Consider the following 15,522-nt stretch of genomic DNA (forward strand, 5'->3'; position numbering starts at 1 on the left):
CCCTCAGCTGCAGCCGCTCGTGGTGCCGCACTGGCTACAGGCGTAGCACGAGCCCGCCCGGACCATCTGGATACCGCACTCCAGGCACAGCGGCGCCGACGAGGCATGTTCTGTCACCGTGGAGACTACGCCAGCGGTCTCCAGACCGGGGATCGGCTGCGCCCCCCTCTCAGCGCTGGACAGCACGCCGAGGCCTTGCCGCGTGTCCTCGTCCAGGAACCGCAGAGCCATAACCCGCATCAAGAAGTCGGGCAGCGACGTTGCCACCCGCACGTCCGGATCGTCGGTCAGCCCCGCCGGCTGGAAGCTCATGCCCTTGTAGGCCTGGATGTAGCTCTCGAGGGGGACACCGCGCTGGAGTCCGTGACTCACCGAGATCGCCCAAGCGTCCAACAACCCGGCCATAGTCGAGCCCTGCTTGCCGCCGTTCAGGAAGATCTCGCCGGGCTGTCCGTCTTCGTAACGGCCCACGGTCAGGTACCCCGAATAGTCGGCTACCCGCCATGCGGTCGTCCACGACTCACGGCTGCGGGGCAGCTCCCGCCGTTCCGGCAGTTGCGGGGGGCTGTCCGTAGTTTCCGAGCTGGTGTCGGTGGTGGTCATCGGCTGGTCCGACTTGGAGCCGTCCCGGTAGATAGCCACCGCCTTCAGGCCCAGCTGCCAACCCAGGAGGAACAGGTCCTCCACGTCCTCCACGGTCACATCACCGTCGAGGTTGACCGTCTTGGAGATCGCCCCCGAGAGGAACGGCTGCACCGCCGCCATCATCCGCAAATGGCCCTCCGGTGAGATGCGGTTGTCGCCCATAGCGGTGGCGAACACGTCGAGGTGTTCGCTCAGCAGGCCCGGAGCGTCCACGGCCGAGCCGGCGCCCTCGATGTGCTTCACGATGGCCGATGCTGCCGCGTCGCCGTAGCCGAGGGTTCTGAGCGCACGTCCCACTGTCCCGTTGACCATCTGCAGCGTGCCGCCACCGACCAACTGCTTCCACTTGACGAGACTCAGGTCGGGTTCGATCCCCGTGGTGTCACAGTCCATCATGAACGAAATGGTCCCCGTGGGCGCCAAAACGCTTATCTGGCTGTTACGGACCCCGTACAGGCGGGAGCGGTCCACGACCCGGTCCCACATCGCCTGAGCCGCGGCAACGATCGGTGCCGGCGCTAACGGGCCGACCCTGTAGGCGGCGTCCCGATGCATCCGGAGCACCGCCCGCATCGGCTCGGCGTTGTCGGCGTACCCGTCGAACGGGCCCAGCTCCGTGGCGAGCTCCACTGACTGGTCGTACGCGACAGCGCTCATCAACGCGGTAACAGCCGCCGCCCACGCCCGCCCGGGCTCCGAGTCGTAAGGCAGGCCCAACGCCATCAACGAAGCGCCGAGGTTGGCGTAGCCCAGCCCGAGCTGCCGGTACCGTCGGGTGCGGTCACCGATCTCCTCAGTCGGGTAGTCCGCGGGGGTTACCACCGCGTCCATCGCGGTGATCATCGTCCGCACCGTGGCCGAGAAACCATCCACGTCGAACGTGCCGTCGCCGCCGACGAAACGCAACAGGTTGATCGAGCTCAGGTTGCACGCGGTGTTGTCAAGGTGCACATACTCGCTGCATGGGTTGCTGCCGTTGATCGGACCCGAGTTAGGACAGGTGTGCCAGCGGTTGATCGTCGTGGAATACTGCACCCCGGGATCAGCGCACTCCCACGCCGCCTCGGCTATCTGTCGCCACAGATCCCGAGCTCTTACCGTCTTGGTCGCCTCGCCGGTGGTTCGGGCCACCAACTCCCACTCGCCGTCGGCGACCACCGCCTCCATGAAGGCGTCGCTGACACGCACCGAGTTATTGGCGTTCTGGTACCTCAGCCCCCGGTCGGCGTTCAGGGACATGTCCCATCCGGCGGCCGCCAGGTCGCGGCTGCGGCGTTCCTCGATTGCCTTGCAGACTATGAACTCCTCAATGTCGGGATGGTCCACATCCAGAAGGACCATCTTGGCAGCACGACGTGTCTTGCCGCCGCTCCGGATCGCCCCGGCCGAGCTGTCAGCACCCGCCATGAACGACACAGGCCCCGACGCTATCCCGCCGCCCGACAGTGGTTCCATGCTGCCTCGGATAGCGGACAGGTTGACGCCGGCACCGCTGCCGCCGCGGAAGATCATCCCCTCGGTCTTGATCCAGTCCAGGATCGCGGGTAGGGAGTCACCCACAGGCAGGATGAAGCAGGCTGAGACCTGCTGTACCCGGTCCGGGCATCCCAGGTTGAAGTAGACCGGGCTGTTGAATGCTGCCTCCTGCCGGACCAGCACCTCCCACAGGTCGGTGGCGAAACGGTCGGCCTGGTCCCCCTCGAAGTAGCCTCCGTCGTTCGCCCACTCCGTGATCGTCCCCACCACACGGTCCAGCGGCTGCCTCCAAGATGTCTCCCGCTCAGCGGTACCGACCGTCCCCCAGAAATACTTGGACGCCGCTATCTGCGCGGCCTGCTGAGACCAACCCACAGGGAACTCCACACCCAGCTGCTCCCACACAACCGCCCCGTCGCCGCCCACGATACGCAAGTCCCGACGGGACCACTCAACCGGCTCCGTACGACGATCCCGGCTTGCCACAGCCCTCCCCGAGTCGGTGCTCTGCCCACCGTTCAACACAACAATCGGCGCCCGCATCCGTTACACCTTTCTTCGCTTTACCACAGATGACACCACACAGGGGGTGCCAGAGCGGTCGCGTATCCACTCCCCGCGGTCGCGCTCAACCGCGACCGGTCGCGAATCCACCCCCCACCCGGTAGCGCATCCCCATCCGCGGTCGCTCAAACCCGCCATCCCAGCGCCGGGCCTTTGCGCCGTCACCCGCAGCCGAAAGTGAGACAGCCGTAGAGCGCTAGCAGTCGACAAACCGTAGAGCGACACCGCCCGAGAGACAGGAGCACCACGTAATGCCCCGCATTGACTGGCTACCCGTGATCGAGGAAGACGCCGCCATAGTACGAGCCTATGACACCCCAGTTACGTTGCGGCAAGTGTTCTACCGGCTAGTAGCCGCTGGCCACATCCCCAACACTCAGACCGCCTACAAGACATTGTCCGCCCGAACCACCGCGGCACGGAGAGCCGGCAACTGGCCGACCCTAACCGACCAGCTACGCACCAATTGACTGGCCCGGCGCGTTCGACAACCCCGCTGAAGCCCGCGCCTACATCCGCGACGCCTACCGCCGAGACCGCACCGAGGGCCAGGACTGGTAGAAATGGATAGTGGCCGAGAATCGCACCCTAACCGCCCAGCTAGGCGCATGGTTCCATGACCGCGGCCTACCCTTCGTCGGATACGGCGGATACACTTCCTAGAGGCTAGAGCGCCAGATAGCCGCCGAGATCAACCAGGACGGCAGGCCAGCCGCCCTGCTCTACGCCGGAGATCACGACCCCAACGGCGAGGACATAGACCGGAACCTAGAGCACCAGCTAACCTAGCTAGTAACCGTCCACTTCGGACTAGTCCGTTGCCCTGGATGCCGACCAGGTAGCCGACTGCGACCTGTCCCCCTACCCAGGCAAAAACCACCGACTCACGTGCCGCCGAGTTCATCGCCCGCCACGGCGAGCTAGTCCAGGTCGAGCTAGAGGCCCTAGACCCCGCCGACCGACGCGACCTATACGAACGAAACCTAGCCGTGTTCAGGCAACCAGACGCCTACCTCGACACCCTCGCCCAGGAGACAGCCGACCGAGACGCCCTTTACACCCAAAGGAGCAACCCGATGAACCGCTACCGCATCACCGAGCACCTGCCTACCCAACCCCGCAAGGTAGGGGAGGCAACCGCCGACAGCAGCCGGGACGCCATCACCCGCACCTACCCGGACGCCACGATCCGCAGCTACAGCCACGCCCCAACCGGCACCTGGTGGATGATCACCAGCCGTGAAGGTGACTACCTACAGATCCTCGTAGAGCCGCTAGGAGAGAGGAGGGACACCACCCGCCCCACCATGTACCCTGGCGATGCGAAGGATGCGGAGCAAAGCCGCCCCGCACCTACCCCAACGCCTACGCCGCCAGCACCCTCGCCCGACTACATACCACCCTGCACCCCGACCGCATAATCCACATTCGGATACCCGCACCTCCACCACAATACCCTATATCCCAATGTCAGAGGCCATTCTGGTTCTTTCGGTTATCAGTGTTGCATGTCGTCTTGTGGTACTGCCGATCTCCAAAGAACCGCTCGCAACCTGGCACCGCTCGGCATAAGACGGGCAGCGACCGCGAACGCCCCCTGGACCGACGGCGGCCTCATCTACGCCCGCCCACCCGCTAACCCTTCGAGCGTGTCCCTCCGGTGTTCGGGTTGTGGGCTATGGCCCAGAGGACTAGCCACCAAGACGTATCCCGTGCCAGCGGGCTGAGCGTTTCGGTGGATGTCTCCGGGTCCTCGGCGGCGGCTAGCTGCTCGTTGCGGGTGCCATTGGTCGGCTCGTTGACCGTCTGAGGGTGATTTGGAATGTTATCGGTGTGTCGGACCCATCTCGGCGTATAGGTCGAGGTTTGGGCGGGTCATGTGTCGTTCGGGCGACTCGGGCCCGTGTCCTCGGGAGCGGTGCGATCATAATGCAACTATGCCGCATGTGCTTATCCGAGATCTCCCCGACGACACACACGCCGTGCTCCGGAGCCGGGCTATGCGCGAGGGCAAGTCGCTCCAGCAGTATCTCTTCGCGGAGTTGAGGCAGTTGGCTGCGCGTCCCACAGTCGATGAGTTGATGGATAGGGTCGATAGCCGCTCGGGTGGCCGCGTTTCGTTCCGACGGGCAGTGGAGGATGTCGCTGAGGACCGGCATCGGCATTGATCGTCGTTGACGCATCCGTGCTAGCGAGCGCCCTCGGTGATGACGGCGGAGACGGCCGCGTCGCCCGGCGCGAGCTACCGCGGACAGGACATAGCCATTGCGGACGTTGAGGCCGTCTCGGTGTGGAGGAAACGATGGCTTGCCGGGGACATCGACCCTGACAGGTTCCGAGCAGCCATTGACGACCTCGCTGAGCTGGCGGCTCGCCGCTTTCTGGTGCTCCCGTTCATGGCGAGGGCGTATCAGCTACGAGGCAACATCACACCGTATGACGCCGTGTACATAGCGCTCGCCGAGGCACTCGACTGTTCCTTGCTGACGCTGGACACCCGACTCGCCCGCGCGCCCGGTCCACAATGTCAGATCCGTGTCCTCTCGAACTAACCGTATCCGGGACATCATCAGCAATCTTGTGCTCTGACCGATGCCTGCTCAGACGGTATTGGCGTTGGCTCTAGGACAAGTGCCCGGTCGCGTATCCACCCCCCACCGGTCGCGTATCGCGGTCGCGTATCCCTCTGACCTGGCCCTTCGCGACCCTGGCAGATTTGCCCGAAGGTTAAGCGAGGGCTCGGCCCGCTGATCTGTTTATAGCCCGCCCGCCTGCCGTTGCCCCCGGCTCGGTGTCACCACCCGTCTGACGGGATACTTCCCCCTATCCGTCTACGGTGGCTGCGTCCCCCGAGAAGACCACAACCGCACCACAGATCGTAAGCAGGCGGCAGGCGACGACCCGGTTAAGGGAAACAGCCGGGAAGCGGGGCAGGGCGGCGGTCAAATAGGGCGTCTACCAGGGGGTTCTCCCGGTTGCTTGTTGAGCGGGTCGGAGATGGATGACCGGGTATGGCCCACCAGTCTGGCATTTCTCCGCCTGGCTGATCCTGTCGATACGGTAGAGGGCCACTGCCTGGCGGTATGACTCCCGCGCTCGGGCTCACAGCGTCCCTGTAGCAACCAGCGGCCCGGTGGTGTCGATCGCTACGAGCATTCGGAGGGTTTCAGCATCCTCCCGTGCTCGGCTCAGTCCGCCAGATCAAACGGGAGCCCGATCCCTGGACCCTCCCAAGGGGATGGGATGACCACTATTCGGGTCACCCCTCGATGCGGGTGACCCAGATTCGGTAGTCGGTTGCCGTGCGAAGTTCGATTACCAAGCCGCCGCCCGAGGCGACGCAGCCGCCATCACCTACCGTCACCACAGCCCGCAGCCCCGTCTTCCAGCCGGTACAGCCAACCACCCGCCACTCGGCCAGACCCCACACGCGCAAACGGTAGCGCCCGTCGGGGAGGCCCGAGACCCGCTCGGTGCCGACCGGCGCCTCGTTCGTCACCCGGACCCGGAACGGCTCCGGCGCCGGTTCCACAGCCGGCCGCCAGCGGATGGGAACGGCATGGTCGTTGTCGTTGAACGTCTCGATGCATGGGCCGCTGACCGTTCGGCCCCAGGTGTCAATGTCGATCCAGGCTCCGGCGCAAGTGACTACGAGAGCAGCATCAGCGCGTATCTGCCACTCGCCGGCACCGATGTTGAACGGCGCAAGGCCGGGCGGGGCTGCCGTCTCCTGCCAGCCGCCATCGTCATCGGCGCCGGCATTGTATGACGGCCATATTGAGAGTCCCTTCATTATTCTAGCATGCGGGTAGAAGATACCAGGTGCCCTTGAGCGCTGCCAGAGGACACGATGAGCACCCCAGGCAACCACGTGACCACGCCGCCCGAGTGCTCGAGCCCGGCGGGGTCTAGCCGCCTACTTAGGGATAGCCCACCTACCCGCGTATACCACGCTCTCGAGACCGGCGCCGGAGACACCGACCTGCAACGCCAACCCGTCAGGCTCATACGCGACAGCATCGGCGTACGCTGGTTCGTCTTCCCCGCTCCCCGGCCCCTCGTCTACGCAGCCGGGCGAGTCATCAGCCTGTTGACGCGAGACGTGGTGCTCACCAGCGACGAGATCGAAGGCCTCACCGCCGGCCTATGCGTTTCCGGAGACTCTCCCATGGCCACCACACCTACCAAGCTCTCCGAATGGCTCACCGCCCACAAAGACACCCTCGGACGGGTCTACGCGTCCGAGATGCAGCGCCACGACCGCTGAACCCGCTCAGCGGAACCCAGGGGCAGGCCCCGAAGGCTCGCCCCGTGTGGCGGGGCCATCACCGCCCGGATCAGGACTTGTTGCCAGAACTCAGCCGTAACCGTCCGAAACCGGCCCTTGGAGCGTTAAACAACGTAACCCAAAAGCCTAGGAGCGAATTTGCGGGCCGGGAACATGCCGGCCTGAACTCAGACACAGCCCAGCCCAGCCCAGCCCAGCCAGAATTGCACAACACGCGGGTCGTCAGCGGCCTAACGCCCGGAATGAACGGGCCGTAGCTACTGTTGGTTGTAGCAGTGGAGGTATCTGCGGTGGACCACGAGACGTTCCTAGACATCGAGCCGGTGTTTACCGGCTCCGAGCTCGCTGCGTTCCTGGCCGCCCGCGGGGTGGCCCGTCCCGTCGCGACCGCCCGCCGCCTCGAGGAGCAGTGGCTTCGGGCGGGACGGGTGGTAGCGGTGCGGCCTGACCTGTTCGCCGTCGTGAACGGTGGGATCGACCCGGACCGGTTCCAGCCTATGTCGAGTTTGGTCGCGACCAAGATGGCCCCGGACGCCGTGGTGTCGCACCACGCGGCTCTGGACTCTTGGGGTATCTCGTACTCGCTGTGGTTCGCCGCCGTGTACTCGGCGACCGACCCCGCCCCACCAATGTTCTACGGCCGCATGTACTACCGGGGGGTTCGCTTCCCCGAGCGGCTCATCGCGTCCGGGGATCAGCATTTCGGGGTGGTGAAACAGACCTATGCGGACGGAACCGTGCGGGTGACAGGGATGGAACGGACCCTGGTGGACACTCTGGCGGATCCCGACTACGGGGGGAGTTGGGACGAGATCTACGAATCCCTGAACCGTGCGGACAGCATCGACGTAGAAACGGTGGCCACCGACTGCGAACTGCGGGACGGGGGGCCGGCCCTGCGAGCAAAGGTGGGGTTCTTCTTGGACCAGCACCAAGGGCTGTGGGGATCACGTCCAGCGACCTCGACCAGTTCCGCCCGCCCAGCTTTCCGGGGAGGCCCTACCACCTCGACCCCGCGGACGTCCCGCGGCCCCGCATCATTGATGCCTGGAACCTGGTGGTACCGGTAGCGGTCGTGGAACGCCAATGGGAACTGGTCTTCTGACACCACCTACCCGCCGAGAACTCGAAGCTTTGGCCGACGCCACCGGCTTCTTACCCGACCGGCTCGAGAAGGTCGTGCGGCTCCTAGCGCTAGCTGGCGATATCGCCGCCCACCCCTACCTTGCCGGGCGGCTCGCTTTGGCCGGGGGCACGGCTCTGAACATGTTCGTCCTTGACGCGCCCCGCCTGTCGTTCGATCTCGACTACAACTACATCGGCGCCGCCGACCGCTACACGATGAAGGCGGAGCGTCCAGCCGTCGAGGACGCCCTGGCAAGTCTGCTCCCGGCGCACGGGCTGCGAGTGAAGAAGCGTCCCAACTTGGCTCGGGACCACGCCGGCGGCAAACGGGATCTCCGCTACCAAGACGCCTTCGAGGGCAGCGAGGGCCTAGCGGTGGATGTGAGCTATGTCCGTCGGGTGCCTCTCTGGCCCCCGACACGCCGCGACTCCCGCCGCCTCGGCCGCTGGCAGGCCACCGGTGTGCCCGTGTTCGATATCCACGAGATCCCCGCAGGCAAACTCTGCGCACTCTTCAGCCGCGGCTACCCCCGAGACCTGTTCGACGCCGGGCTGATCCCGCGCATTCCGGGGCTTGACCCGGCCAAGCTCCGCACCGCCTTCGTTGTGTACGGCGGTGGTGCCTGACCCGACTGGCGGTTGGTCTGCGCCGCCCCGGCCGTTGTCGCGACTGGCGCGTTGAGTCGGCAGCTCAGCGACGCGCTGACACGGGCGGACGCACAGCGCACCCGCTCATTCTCCGTAGACGACTACCTGGCTGACCTCCAAGCCAACGCCACCCCGGCCCAGCAGATGGTGCTTCCCTCCACCCCATCCGAGGGAGCCTTCCTGGACATGCTGATAGACCGAGGCCAGATCGAATCCCAGTTACTCACCACCGACGACCGCCTACGGGCCCGCATCACAGCAGAGCCCTGGCTGCAATGGAAGGCACTCAACGTGCGAACTCACGTGGCAGCTCAGGCGCTGTCATCCGAACCAGCCGATAGCCGGGCACCTGGCAGACACGACCAGGAGGGTCCGGTCGCGGTGGGTGTCCAAGTCCGCCGCTACCAGCTCGACAACCAGGGCTGGGAAGTAGCGATGACCGAACCCGACAGCATCCCACGCCCGCTGTCTGGGCCGCACCCGACTCTCGCTAAGGCCGAGGAAGCTCGCGACTTTCTAGTCCGACTCGTGAACGTCCAGAAGCTGCACATCCTCGACGAAGGCCCTGAGCCGAGTGACCGCCCGACGGTAGCTGTCTTCAATCATTCCCCGAACGAACCCTGGTACCTGCTGTGCCTCAACGCCGACGGCACGGTCGATGACAAGTCGCCGCCGTATCCAAGCAACCGGGCAGCCGCCGCCGTTCTAGACCAGTTCAGGTCACTCATAGAGACCACCGCCGACTACGACATCGGTCGCCGAGCCACCCCAGAACCCACATCGAACACATGTCGGTGCTCGCAGGCCGGGTGGCGGTGCGATCACGTAGAGATCTAGGCGCCCGAAACCGAACGCCCTGACCGGCACCGAGGCCTGAGCTTGTGACGGGCCGTCCTAGACCAGTTCGGACTGCTCACCGAGCCAAAGCCACCGGTAGGGGCCGGTAGTAGTGTGTCGTGGGTTCACGGGCGGGCTGTCGTGGTGCCGTGGCCGACGTTTTGGCCTACACGGGTCGGCCACTGACGGATACTACGCCCTGCTGATGCGCCGCGGTCTGTTAGGTGGCCACGATCAAACCCGCCATCTCAAAGCTGTTTCTCCACGAGTCGGCGAATTTCCCGATCTGTCAGCCCGCCGCGGCGCGCTTCGGTAACCAGCTGACGGGCGAACCCTAAATGGGCTCATCGCGTTTCAGTGGGGAGTGATGGTGGTGAGTAGGTTCCAGTTGGGTTTCCCGGCGTAGAGGAGTGCTCTGATTCGGTAGTTCGCGAAGTTGCGGAACCCGAAGGCTGTTCGCTTGATGCGTTTGATGAGGTTGTTGAGGGCTTCGGTGGGTCCGTTGGTCACTTTGGATATGTGCCAGTTGGCGATCTGGGGGGTCCAGCGGGCGATGGTTCGGCCCAGTTTGTTGATCTCGGGTGGGCAGGATTCGTGTTGGAGGTCGTCGGCGAGTTGGAGGGTGTATCGGAGGGCGGTTGGGATGCTGTCGATTTGGTAGATGCCCCGTACGGTCTCTTTGGCGTGCCAGGCTGTGCGGACTTCTCCGTGGGGGTCGCCGGCGTCCAAGAGACCCCGCAGCCGGATGCGGCCCCGGTCGCTGATCCGTTCCGAGGCGGAGGTGAGTAGCCGCCGTATCCGATACAGGGGGTCGTGTTTTCGGCCTCGGTGCCCGAGGGTTTCGTTCTGAACTCGGCGGCGTACTTCGTCGAGTCGCTGGTTAGCGAGCCGTATCACATGGAACGGGTCTGCGACCTGCGCGGCGTTGGGCAGCACCCTGTCATACGCGGTCCGATACGGGCCGGACATGTCCAGCACGGCCCAGCGGATCCCGTCTCGCCACTCCACCGGTTGTGACCGGAACCACCGGGCGGCGCTTTCAGCTGTCCTACCAGCCACGATGTCGATCAGCTGGCGGCCTCCGACATCGACCACAGAGGTGCACCACACCTTGGTCCGCCAGCGGCCCTGACGCCAGAACAGGGTCTCGTCCACCCCCACAGCCTCAACTTGGCCGACCCGAGAGGTGTCGGCCTCCAACAGGGCTTCGCCCCAACGGGCAACCTCGTTGTTCACCGTATGCCATCCACAACCCAGTTCTGTAGCGACCTCATCGACCGGGCGACCCAGCTTCCCGACCTGGACGGTCACCCACCGAGCCGCCCTCGATGTCAACAATGCCCGCTCCGGACCAATCCCCGGATCCTGTTCCACGAACGACCCAACCGCGCACCCAGGATTCGGGCACGCCCAGCGCCGTTTCCGCCACCGCAACCGAACAGGCCGCCCGAACGCCGGCAGGTCCACCAACACCACCGTCCGATACCCCTTCGACCACAACCGGCTGCCACAGTCATCACAGGTCGGGCGGGGTCGCCGGGAGCGGATCACTACCTCCAACGGTTCGTCCCCGCCTCCGTCGCCGATCCCGACCAGATCAACCTCCCCAAGGCCGACCAGCAGCTCGCACATGCGCGTAGGATCAGCTTCCACAGGGGTCCTCCTGCCTCGGATGTGTTTTCTCAACAGCCGATTATGGAGGACCCCTCCTCACTTCTGGCGGATTCCGACCCCCCTGGAAGATCCCCTACTCCCCACCCATTCGCGAAGAGCCCCTAAATGCCGGGCCGCCACCTTGGCGCCCGGCGCCACTGATGTCCATCCGTTGTCCGGGCCCAAACAACGGGCAGCGGGTAGCGGGCAAATCAGGGGGCGTAGCCGAATATGACGTTGTTCTTGCCTGCTTCGATATCGCGGGAGTCGGTGTGGTGAATCATCGTGATCAGCTGCGAGCCGCAGTCACCGTATTCGTCGCAGGTGATCGCCCCGATGATGCCGTCGAAGTTCGATGCGTCGAGCTCGTCCCGTAGAGCCTGGCGGTCTATGTAGAGCGTCTCCTCCACCTCGACCGCTACCCGATCGATAGCCCGCAACAGCATCGTCGTGGCGTCATAGGCATGCGCCCAGAACGCCGCCGACGGCACCTCCCCATAAGCCGCCTGATACGCAGCCAAGAAGTCATCAGCCGACTTCCCGGTGATGCTGTTCCGATTCGACCCGAACCGCAGATCCGGCGCCGATATGTAGATACCCTCGGACTCGGGTAACTCCATGAAGTTGTCCGCCAACAACCCGCTGGCCGTGATCAACATCACCCCTTCGAGACCGGCCACACCGCCCACCTGCTGGACGATATAACCACCCTCCGGCATGAAAATCGGGAAGAACAGCGCCTGAGGCCCACCGGCGGCGACCGCGGTCAGCACCGCGATCATGTCGGTGTCGCCCTTGTTCACCGCCGTGAACGTCGTGACTTCACCACCCAGTTCCTCGAACGCGTCCGCGAACGCCTGCGCCAGGCCCTGCGTGTACGGGTCGCCGTCGTGGATAGCCGCCGCCCTATCAAAGCCGAGTCCCTCGAGCACGAACGACGCCACCGCCCAACCCTGAACCAGACCGTTGAAGGCAGTCCGGTAATAACCCGGCCGGTAAGCCGAACCCGGCGTCCCCGCCAGATCCGAAGTCAACGCAGGAGAAGCGTTGATCGGCGAGATCATCACCGACCCCGCATCGGAGATCAACGGCAAAGCCGCCACCGCCGCGGCCGAACACGTGGTCCCGATCACACCCACCACAGACGGATCCGCCACAATCGTCTGCGCACCCGCCTGCCCCCCATCAGGCGAGCACAGATCATCCAGCGGCGTACCCAATGACACCGAACGACCCGCGACAGGCCCGTAATCAGCGATCGCCAACTCGACACCACGCTGACCGGGAATACCTTGGAACGCCACATCCCCGGTAATCGCATTCAACGACCGGATCTGGATCTCCTCACCGGGAGCAACCTCCACAGCACCCAAAGGTCCCGCCACAAACTCCGTGACCTGCCCGGAGGCCTCCTCGGAGGACGCCACCGGCGCCGGCGCGAGTGTCGTCAACGGAGCCACCGGGCCGGCGTCCGACTCACCGCCACAGGCCGCCACCAGCAAGACCAGACACAGAAACCTACTCAGTATTCGCATTCAGGACGATCCTTTGTCCGGAGTTCATACAACGGCTTATGGTGGCATCAGTCCACCAAACCGGGTCAACCTCACTTCCAATGCCCATTAGCGGCAGTAGCCGCGGTGTTAGTCGACACAACTAGGCGGTGCGCAGCGCCGTAGGCTGGCAGGGGTTACCACCCGAGGGAGGGGTACCCGCCCTGGTCCCGTCCGTGTGACCTGTCGTCCCTGTAGCTGGCCTTGATAGCGGTTATCTCCCGGTGTACTTCCCAGCTGAGTGCCCCCCTGTCGCCGGCGTAGCGGTCCAGGGCGGGGGTCATATGGTCGGCGACGGGCGGCAGAGCTGGTCCACCTTGGCTAGGTCCGCCTCTACGAGGGCCTGTTTGGCGGGATCGGGCGGGTCGGTGGGCAACACCAGATCATGGAGCGCGAACGGGATGGAACGCTTGTCGGCGGTCAGTTCGTCGATCAGGGCAGCTGGTCCGCCGCCGCGGCGGCTGCCGCTGGTCATCCCCGCGTGGGATTTCAGCACCCACATCCGGGTGACGAACTGCGGGTCATCGACGCTGGTGCTGAGAGCGGCCAGGTCGTAGAGGTCGCGTACGAGCGGGTCCCCCTGCCATCGTCCGAGCTTCTCCGCCACATTCTCGTCCACACGTATCACTGGCACTGCAAACCCGGCGTCGAAAGGGTAAGCGGCGTGAACCGGGGTGTGAACCAGGGGGAGGTGGTCAGGAGGAAGCCATAGGCCTCGTGTGGAGAAGTCGATCTTCGCTCGGAGCGCCCCGCCACCGGAGAGCAGGTCCGTGGCCACATGGGCCGAGTAGTGTCCCCGCCTTTCGTGCACGGTGAACTCGAAGTGGGGGAATGCCATCCCGTCGATCTCGTCGGCTGCCAACTCGTCGGCGCCTTCCTCGGCGTCGAAGTCGAGGTCGAAGGAGAACCGGCTCCGGTGTCCGAGGCGGTACTTCCGCAGCGCTGTGCCCCCCTTGAACGTCAGGTCGGACACCTCGTAGACGCCCCGCTCGTGGAGTCCGTAGAGGAGGTGATCGAACGCAACGTCCAGCACTGCCGCCCGCTCAACAATCGACCCACGCCGGGTAGCGGCAGGGTACGCCCTCCGGATCGCCGAGGGCAGGTCGGTCAGATCCGCTCCCACGTCTTGGGGGGATCGAACGGCTCGAAACCCACCTTCGGGCACCACCGCACCGGGAGGAGGTAGTCGACGATCTCGTACTTTGGTACCCGCACGGGGCTTTCCCATGTCGAGTACGGCCAGCGGCGCTCACGCCATCCCAGCACATAAGGTCCCCGGCCCCCTGCCGGCGCTGCCGCGGTGAGTGCCTCGCCGAGATCCGGACGCTCACCCACATCGGCGAGGTAGCCAACCTTCATCCACACCGCACGATGCATCCCCTCCAACTCGGCCACCAACAGATCGAGGTCGAGGTGCTCGCAAAGCGCCCACAGCCACTCAGACACGTCCTCCCAGGAGATGCGGGAGGGCCGAGCCGCCATATAGCAGAGCAGCGTCTCAGGTTTCCACATCGGCAGCCGGCAGAACCGGTCCAGACCGATCCGTGGTTCCCAGCGGTGAACGATGAGACCGTCTAGACAGCTGGGGACCCTAGCCCCGGGGGGCATACCAATGGCCGACCCGACGGGCCGCCACAGCCAGTAGTGGAGCATGGCCACGGTCTTGCCGGCGATGCACGCCGGGGTGTCGGGCCGTACCCGCATCCTGGCGTGAAGCTCAAGATATCCCGGCGCCCGTGCTGCGCCAAGCGGGACTCCGGAGAAACCCCACACACCGCGGGTCCGCATCGGGAACAGCCACCCCGCTTCCTGCAGCGCCCGGGCGGTTCTCTGCGGTGGGCGACCGGGGAGCAACTCGGCCAAGTCGTCCAAGGTGGCAAGCACCCGGCCCTGCTCCCGGAGGGTGTTCACCACCGGGACGAGCGCGCCCCTAACCGGCCGAGTGTCAGGCCAGTCCACCAGATCAGGGCGCAAATCGGCAGTGAGAGTGCTCATCTCACCGATTGTACCCGCCTACTCAAACGGCTGCTCCTAGACCCCTCACGTCCGTGCTCCGCTCCGGGTAGCAACCGGCCGGGCATCGACACCTCCTCCAGTGCCCATTGGCAGCACGTCGCAGCGGTGAGGCACCACGCTGGGTTACCGGCGGCGAGAAACTGGCCCATTGAGCCTGAATCCCTCCTCCACTCGATCGGCGACTGGGCGCACCTGACCGGCTCCGCGGCCACGCCCACACAGCCTGGAATGCCAGCGCGTACCGACACAGTCCGACAGCGGGGGACACCGCGGGGGACACCGCTTCGAGAGCTTCTCGATATCGACTGCCAGCAGTCGAGCTAACTCCCCCTGCCCCCTCCTCTGGGTGGACTGCTACATAGCGGACGGAGATCGTCCTGATGTCGCTGACAGAGACGAGTACCCGGTCTACATCCCAGTCCATAACGTCAGCGTCGGCTTGGGCCGGGCGAATCTTGGCAGGACGACCTATGGCGATACTCCTCTCGTCGTTCTCATCGAGGTCGGGGCTGAAGGATTGCAGCGGGCCGTAGAGATACGTCCCGTCAAGACCGACGAAGACCCGAATGCCCTACACACTTGAAAGCGAATCCCCACCCTGACACTGGTTCGATGGGGCCTTGTAACCGCCTGGTGCCTATGAACGTCGCGACTGTGGGACCGGGCCATCTGGGGACTTTGGAGGCTAACGTGCCGCTCCATTCTGGGGGAACAGCG

At 65.0% G+C, this 15,522-nt stretch carries 13 protein-coding genes; 7 read left to right on the forward strand and 6 right to left on the reverse strand.

Annotated features, from left to right (window positions below; translation table 11 throughout):
- Positions 1 to 3 precede the first annotated feature (3 nt).
- A complete protein-coding gene (locus ACOQPD_RS07485; RefSeq protein ID WP_420614265.1) occupies positions 4 to 2,664 on the reverse strand; it encodes a vitamin B12-dependent ribonucleotide reductase in 2,661 nt (886 codons plus the stop codon).
- 1,010 nt (positions 2,665 to 3,674) lie between these two features.
- Here ACOQPD_RS07485 and ACOQPD_RS07490 point away from each other — a divergent pair.
- The 3 genes from ACOQPD_RS07490 to ACOQPD_RS07500 all read left to right on the forward strand — a co-directional run bounded on the left by ACOQPD_RS07490 (position 3,675) and on the right by ACOQPD_RS07500 (position 5,237).
- Positions 3,675 to 4,106: a hypothetical protein gene (locus ACOQPD_RS07490; protein ID WP_420614266.1), complete on the forward strand. Its 432-nt coding sequence runs from the start codon at positions 3,675 to 3,677 to the stop codon at positions 4,104 to 4,106.
- A 516-nt stretch (positions 4,107 to 4,622) separates the two neighbouring features.
- Positions 4,623 to 4,853: a FitA-like ribbon-helix-helix domain-containing protein gene (locus ACOQPD_RS07495; protein ID WP_420614267.1), complete on the forward strand. Its 231-nt coding sequence runs from the start codon at positions 4,623 to 4,625 to the stop codon at positions 4,851 to 4,853.
- A 39-nt stretch (positions 4,854 to 4,892) separates the two neighbouring features.
- Complete coding sequence (locus ACOQPD_RS07500) at positions 4,893 to 5,237, forward strand: type II toxin-antitoxin system VapC family toxin (protein WP_420614268.1); 345 nt, start codon at positions 4,893 to 4,895, stop codon at positions 5,235 to 5,237.
- Positions 5,238 to 5,944: 707 nt separating this feature from the next.
- On the opposite strand, the gene ACOQPD_RS07505 is transcribed toward ACOQPD_RS07500, so the two are convergent.
- Positions 5,945 to 6,478: a hypothetical protein gene (locus ACOQPD_RS07505; RefSeq protein WP_420614269.1), complete on the reverse strand. Its 534-nt coding sequence runs from the start codon at positions 6,476 to 6,478 to the stop codon at positions 5,945 to 5,947.
- Positions 6,479 to 6,535: 57 nt separating this feature from the next.
- Here ACOQPD_RS07505 and ACOQPD_RS07510 point away from each other — a divergent pair, with 57 nt between their 5' ends.
- From ACOQPD_RS07510 to ACOQPD_RS07525, 4 genes are all read left to right on the forward strand, one after another.
- On the forward strand, positions 6,536 to 6,952 hold the full coding sequence (locus ACOQPD_RS07510; RefSeq protein ID WP_420614270.1) for a hypothetical protein: 417 nt from the start codon (positions 6,536 to 6,538) through the stop codon (positions 6,950 to 6,952).
- A gap of 296 nt (positions 6,953 to 7,248) precedes the next feature.
- On the forward strand, positions 7,249 to 8,043 hold the full coding sequence (locus tag ACOQPD_RS07515) for a type IV toxin-antitoxin system AbiEi family antitoxin domain-containing protein (RefSeq protein WP_420614271.1): 795 nt from the start codon (positions 7,249 to 7,251) through the stop codon (positions 8,041 to 8,043).
- A 64-nt stretch (positions 8,044 to 8,107) separates the two neighbouring features.
- Positions 8,108 to 8,725 (forward strand): nucleotidyl transferase AbiEii/AbiGii toxin family protein, encoded by a 618-nt coding sequence (locus ACOQPD_RS07520; RefSeq protein ID WP_420614272.1) that lies wholly within the window; start codon positions 8,108 to 8,110, stop codon positions 8,723 to 8,725.
- A gap of 51 nt (positions 8,726 to 8,776) precedes the next feature.
- Positions 8,777 to 9,583 (forward strand): hypothetical protein, encoded by an 807-nt coding sequence (locus tag ACOQPD_RS07525; protein ID WP_420614273.1) that lies wholly within the window; start codon positions 8,777 to 8,779, stop codon positions 9,581 to 9,583.
- 354 nt (positions 9,584 to 9,937) lie between these two features.
- Here ACOQPD_RS07525 and ACOQPD_RS07530 read toward each other — a convergent pair whose 3' ends face one another.
- The 4 genes from ACOQPD_RS07530 to ACOQPD_RS07545 all read right to left on the reverse strand — a co-directional run bounded on the left by ACOQPD_RS07530 (position 9,938) and on the right by ACOQPD_RS07545 (position 14,784).
- A complete protein-coding gene (locus ACOQPD_RS07530) occupies positions 9,938 to 11,236 on the reverse strand; it encodes an ISL3 family transposase (protein WP_420612458.1) in 1,299 nt (432 codons plus the stop codon).
- A 212-nt stretch (positions 11,237 to 11,448) separates the two neighbouring features.
- Positions 11,449 to 12,771: a branched-chain amino acid ABC transporter substrate-binding protein gene (locus tag ACOQPD_RS07535; protein ID WP_420614274.1), complete on the reverse strand. Its 1,323-nt coding sequence runs from the start codon at positions 12,769 to 12,771 to the stop codon at positions 11,449 to 11,451.
- A 298-nt stretch (positions 12,772 to 13,069) separates the two neighbouring features.
- The gene (locus tag ACOQPD_RS07540) at positions 13,070 to 13,912 is read right to left on the reverse strand and encodes a nucleotidyl transferase AbiEii/AbiGii toxin family protein (protein ID WP_420614275.1); all 843 of its coding nucleotides are present in this window, start codon (positions 13,910 to 13,912) and stop codon (positions 13,070 to 13,072) included.
- Positions 13,897 to 14,784 carry a hypothetical protein gene (locus tag ACOQPD_RS07545; RefSeq protein ID WP_420614276.1) on the reverse strand — a complete coding sequence of 296 codons (888 nt, stop codon included), beginning with the start codon at positions 14,782 to 14,784 and terminating at the stop codon, positions 13,897 to 13,899. Before ACOQPD_RS07545 ends, ACOQPD_RS07540 begins: the two co-directional genes overlap by 16 nt.
- Between the last annotated feature and the right edge of the window lie 738 nt (positions 14,785 to 15,522).

Origin of the sequence: Candidatus Spongiisocius sp. (genome assembly GCF_965221825.1) — a bacterium.
In the GTDB taxonomy this organism is placed as follows: Bacteria; Actinomycetota; Acidimicrobiia; order Spongiisociales; family Spongiisociaceae; genus Spongiisocius.

Excerpts from the sequence above, each read along its gene's own strand:
- ACOQPD_RS07545 (WP_420614276.1), bottom strand. The coding sequence starts at position 14,784 with ATGAGCACTCTCACTGCCGATTTGCGCCCTGATCTGGTGGACTGGCCT.
- ACOQPD_RS07505 (WP_420614269.1), bottom strand. The coding sequence starts at position 6,478 with ATGAAGGGACTCTCAATATGGCCGTCATACAATGCCGGCGCCGATGAC.
- ACOQPD_RS07495 (WP_420614267.1), top strand. The coding sequence starts at position 4,623 with ATGCCGCATGTGCTTATCCGAGATCTCCCCGACGACACACACGCCGTG.
- ACOQPD_RS07510 (WP_420614270.1), top strand. The coding sequence starts at position 6,536 with ATGAGCACCCCAGGCAACCACGTGACCACGCCGCCCGAGTGCTCGAGC.
- ACOQPD_RS07485 (WP_420614265.1), bottom strand. The coding sequence starts at position 2,664 with ATGCGGGCGCCGATTGTTGTGTTGAACGGTGGGCAGAGCACCGACTCG.
- ACOQPD_RS07535 (WP_420614274.1), bottom strand. The coding sequence starts at position 12,771 with ATGCGAATACTGAGTAGGTTTCTGTGTCTGGTCTTGCTGGTGGCGGCC.
- ACOQPD_RS07500 (WP_420614268.1), top strand. The coding sequence starts at position 4,893 with ATGACGGCGGAGACGGCCGCGTCGCCCGGCGCGAGCTACCGCGGACAG.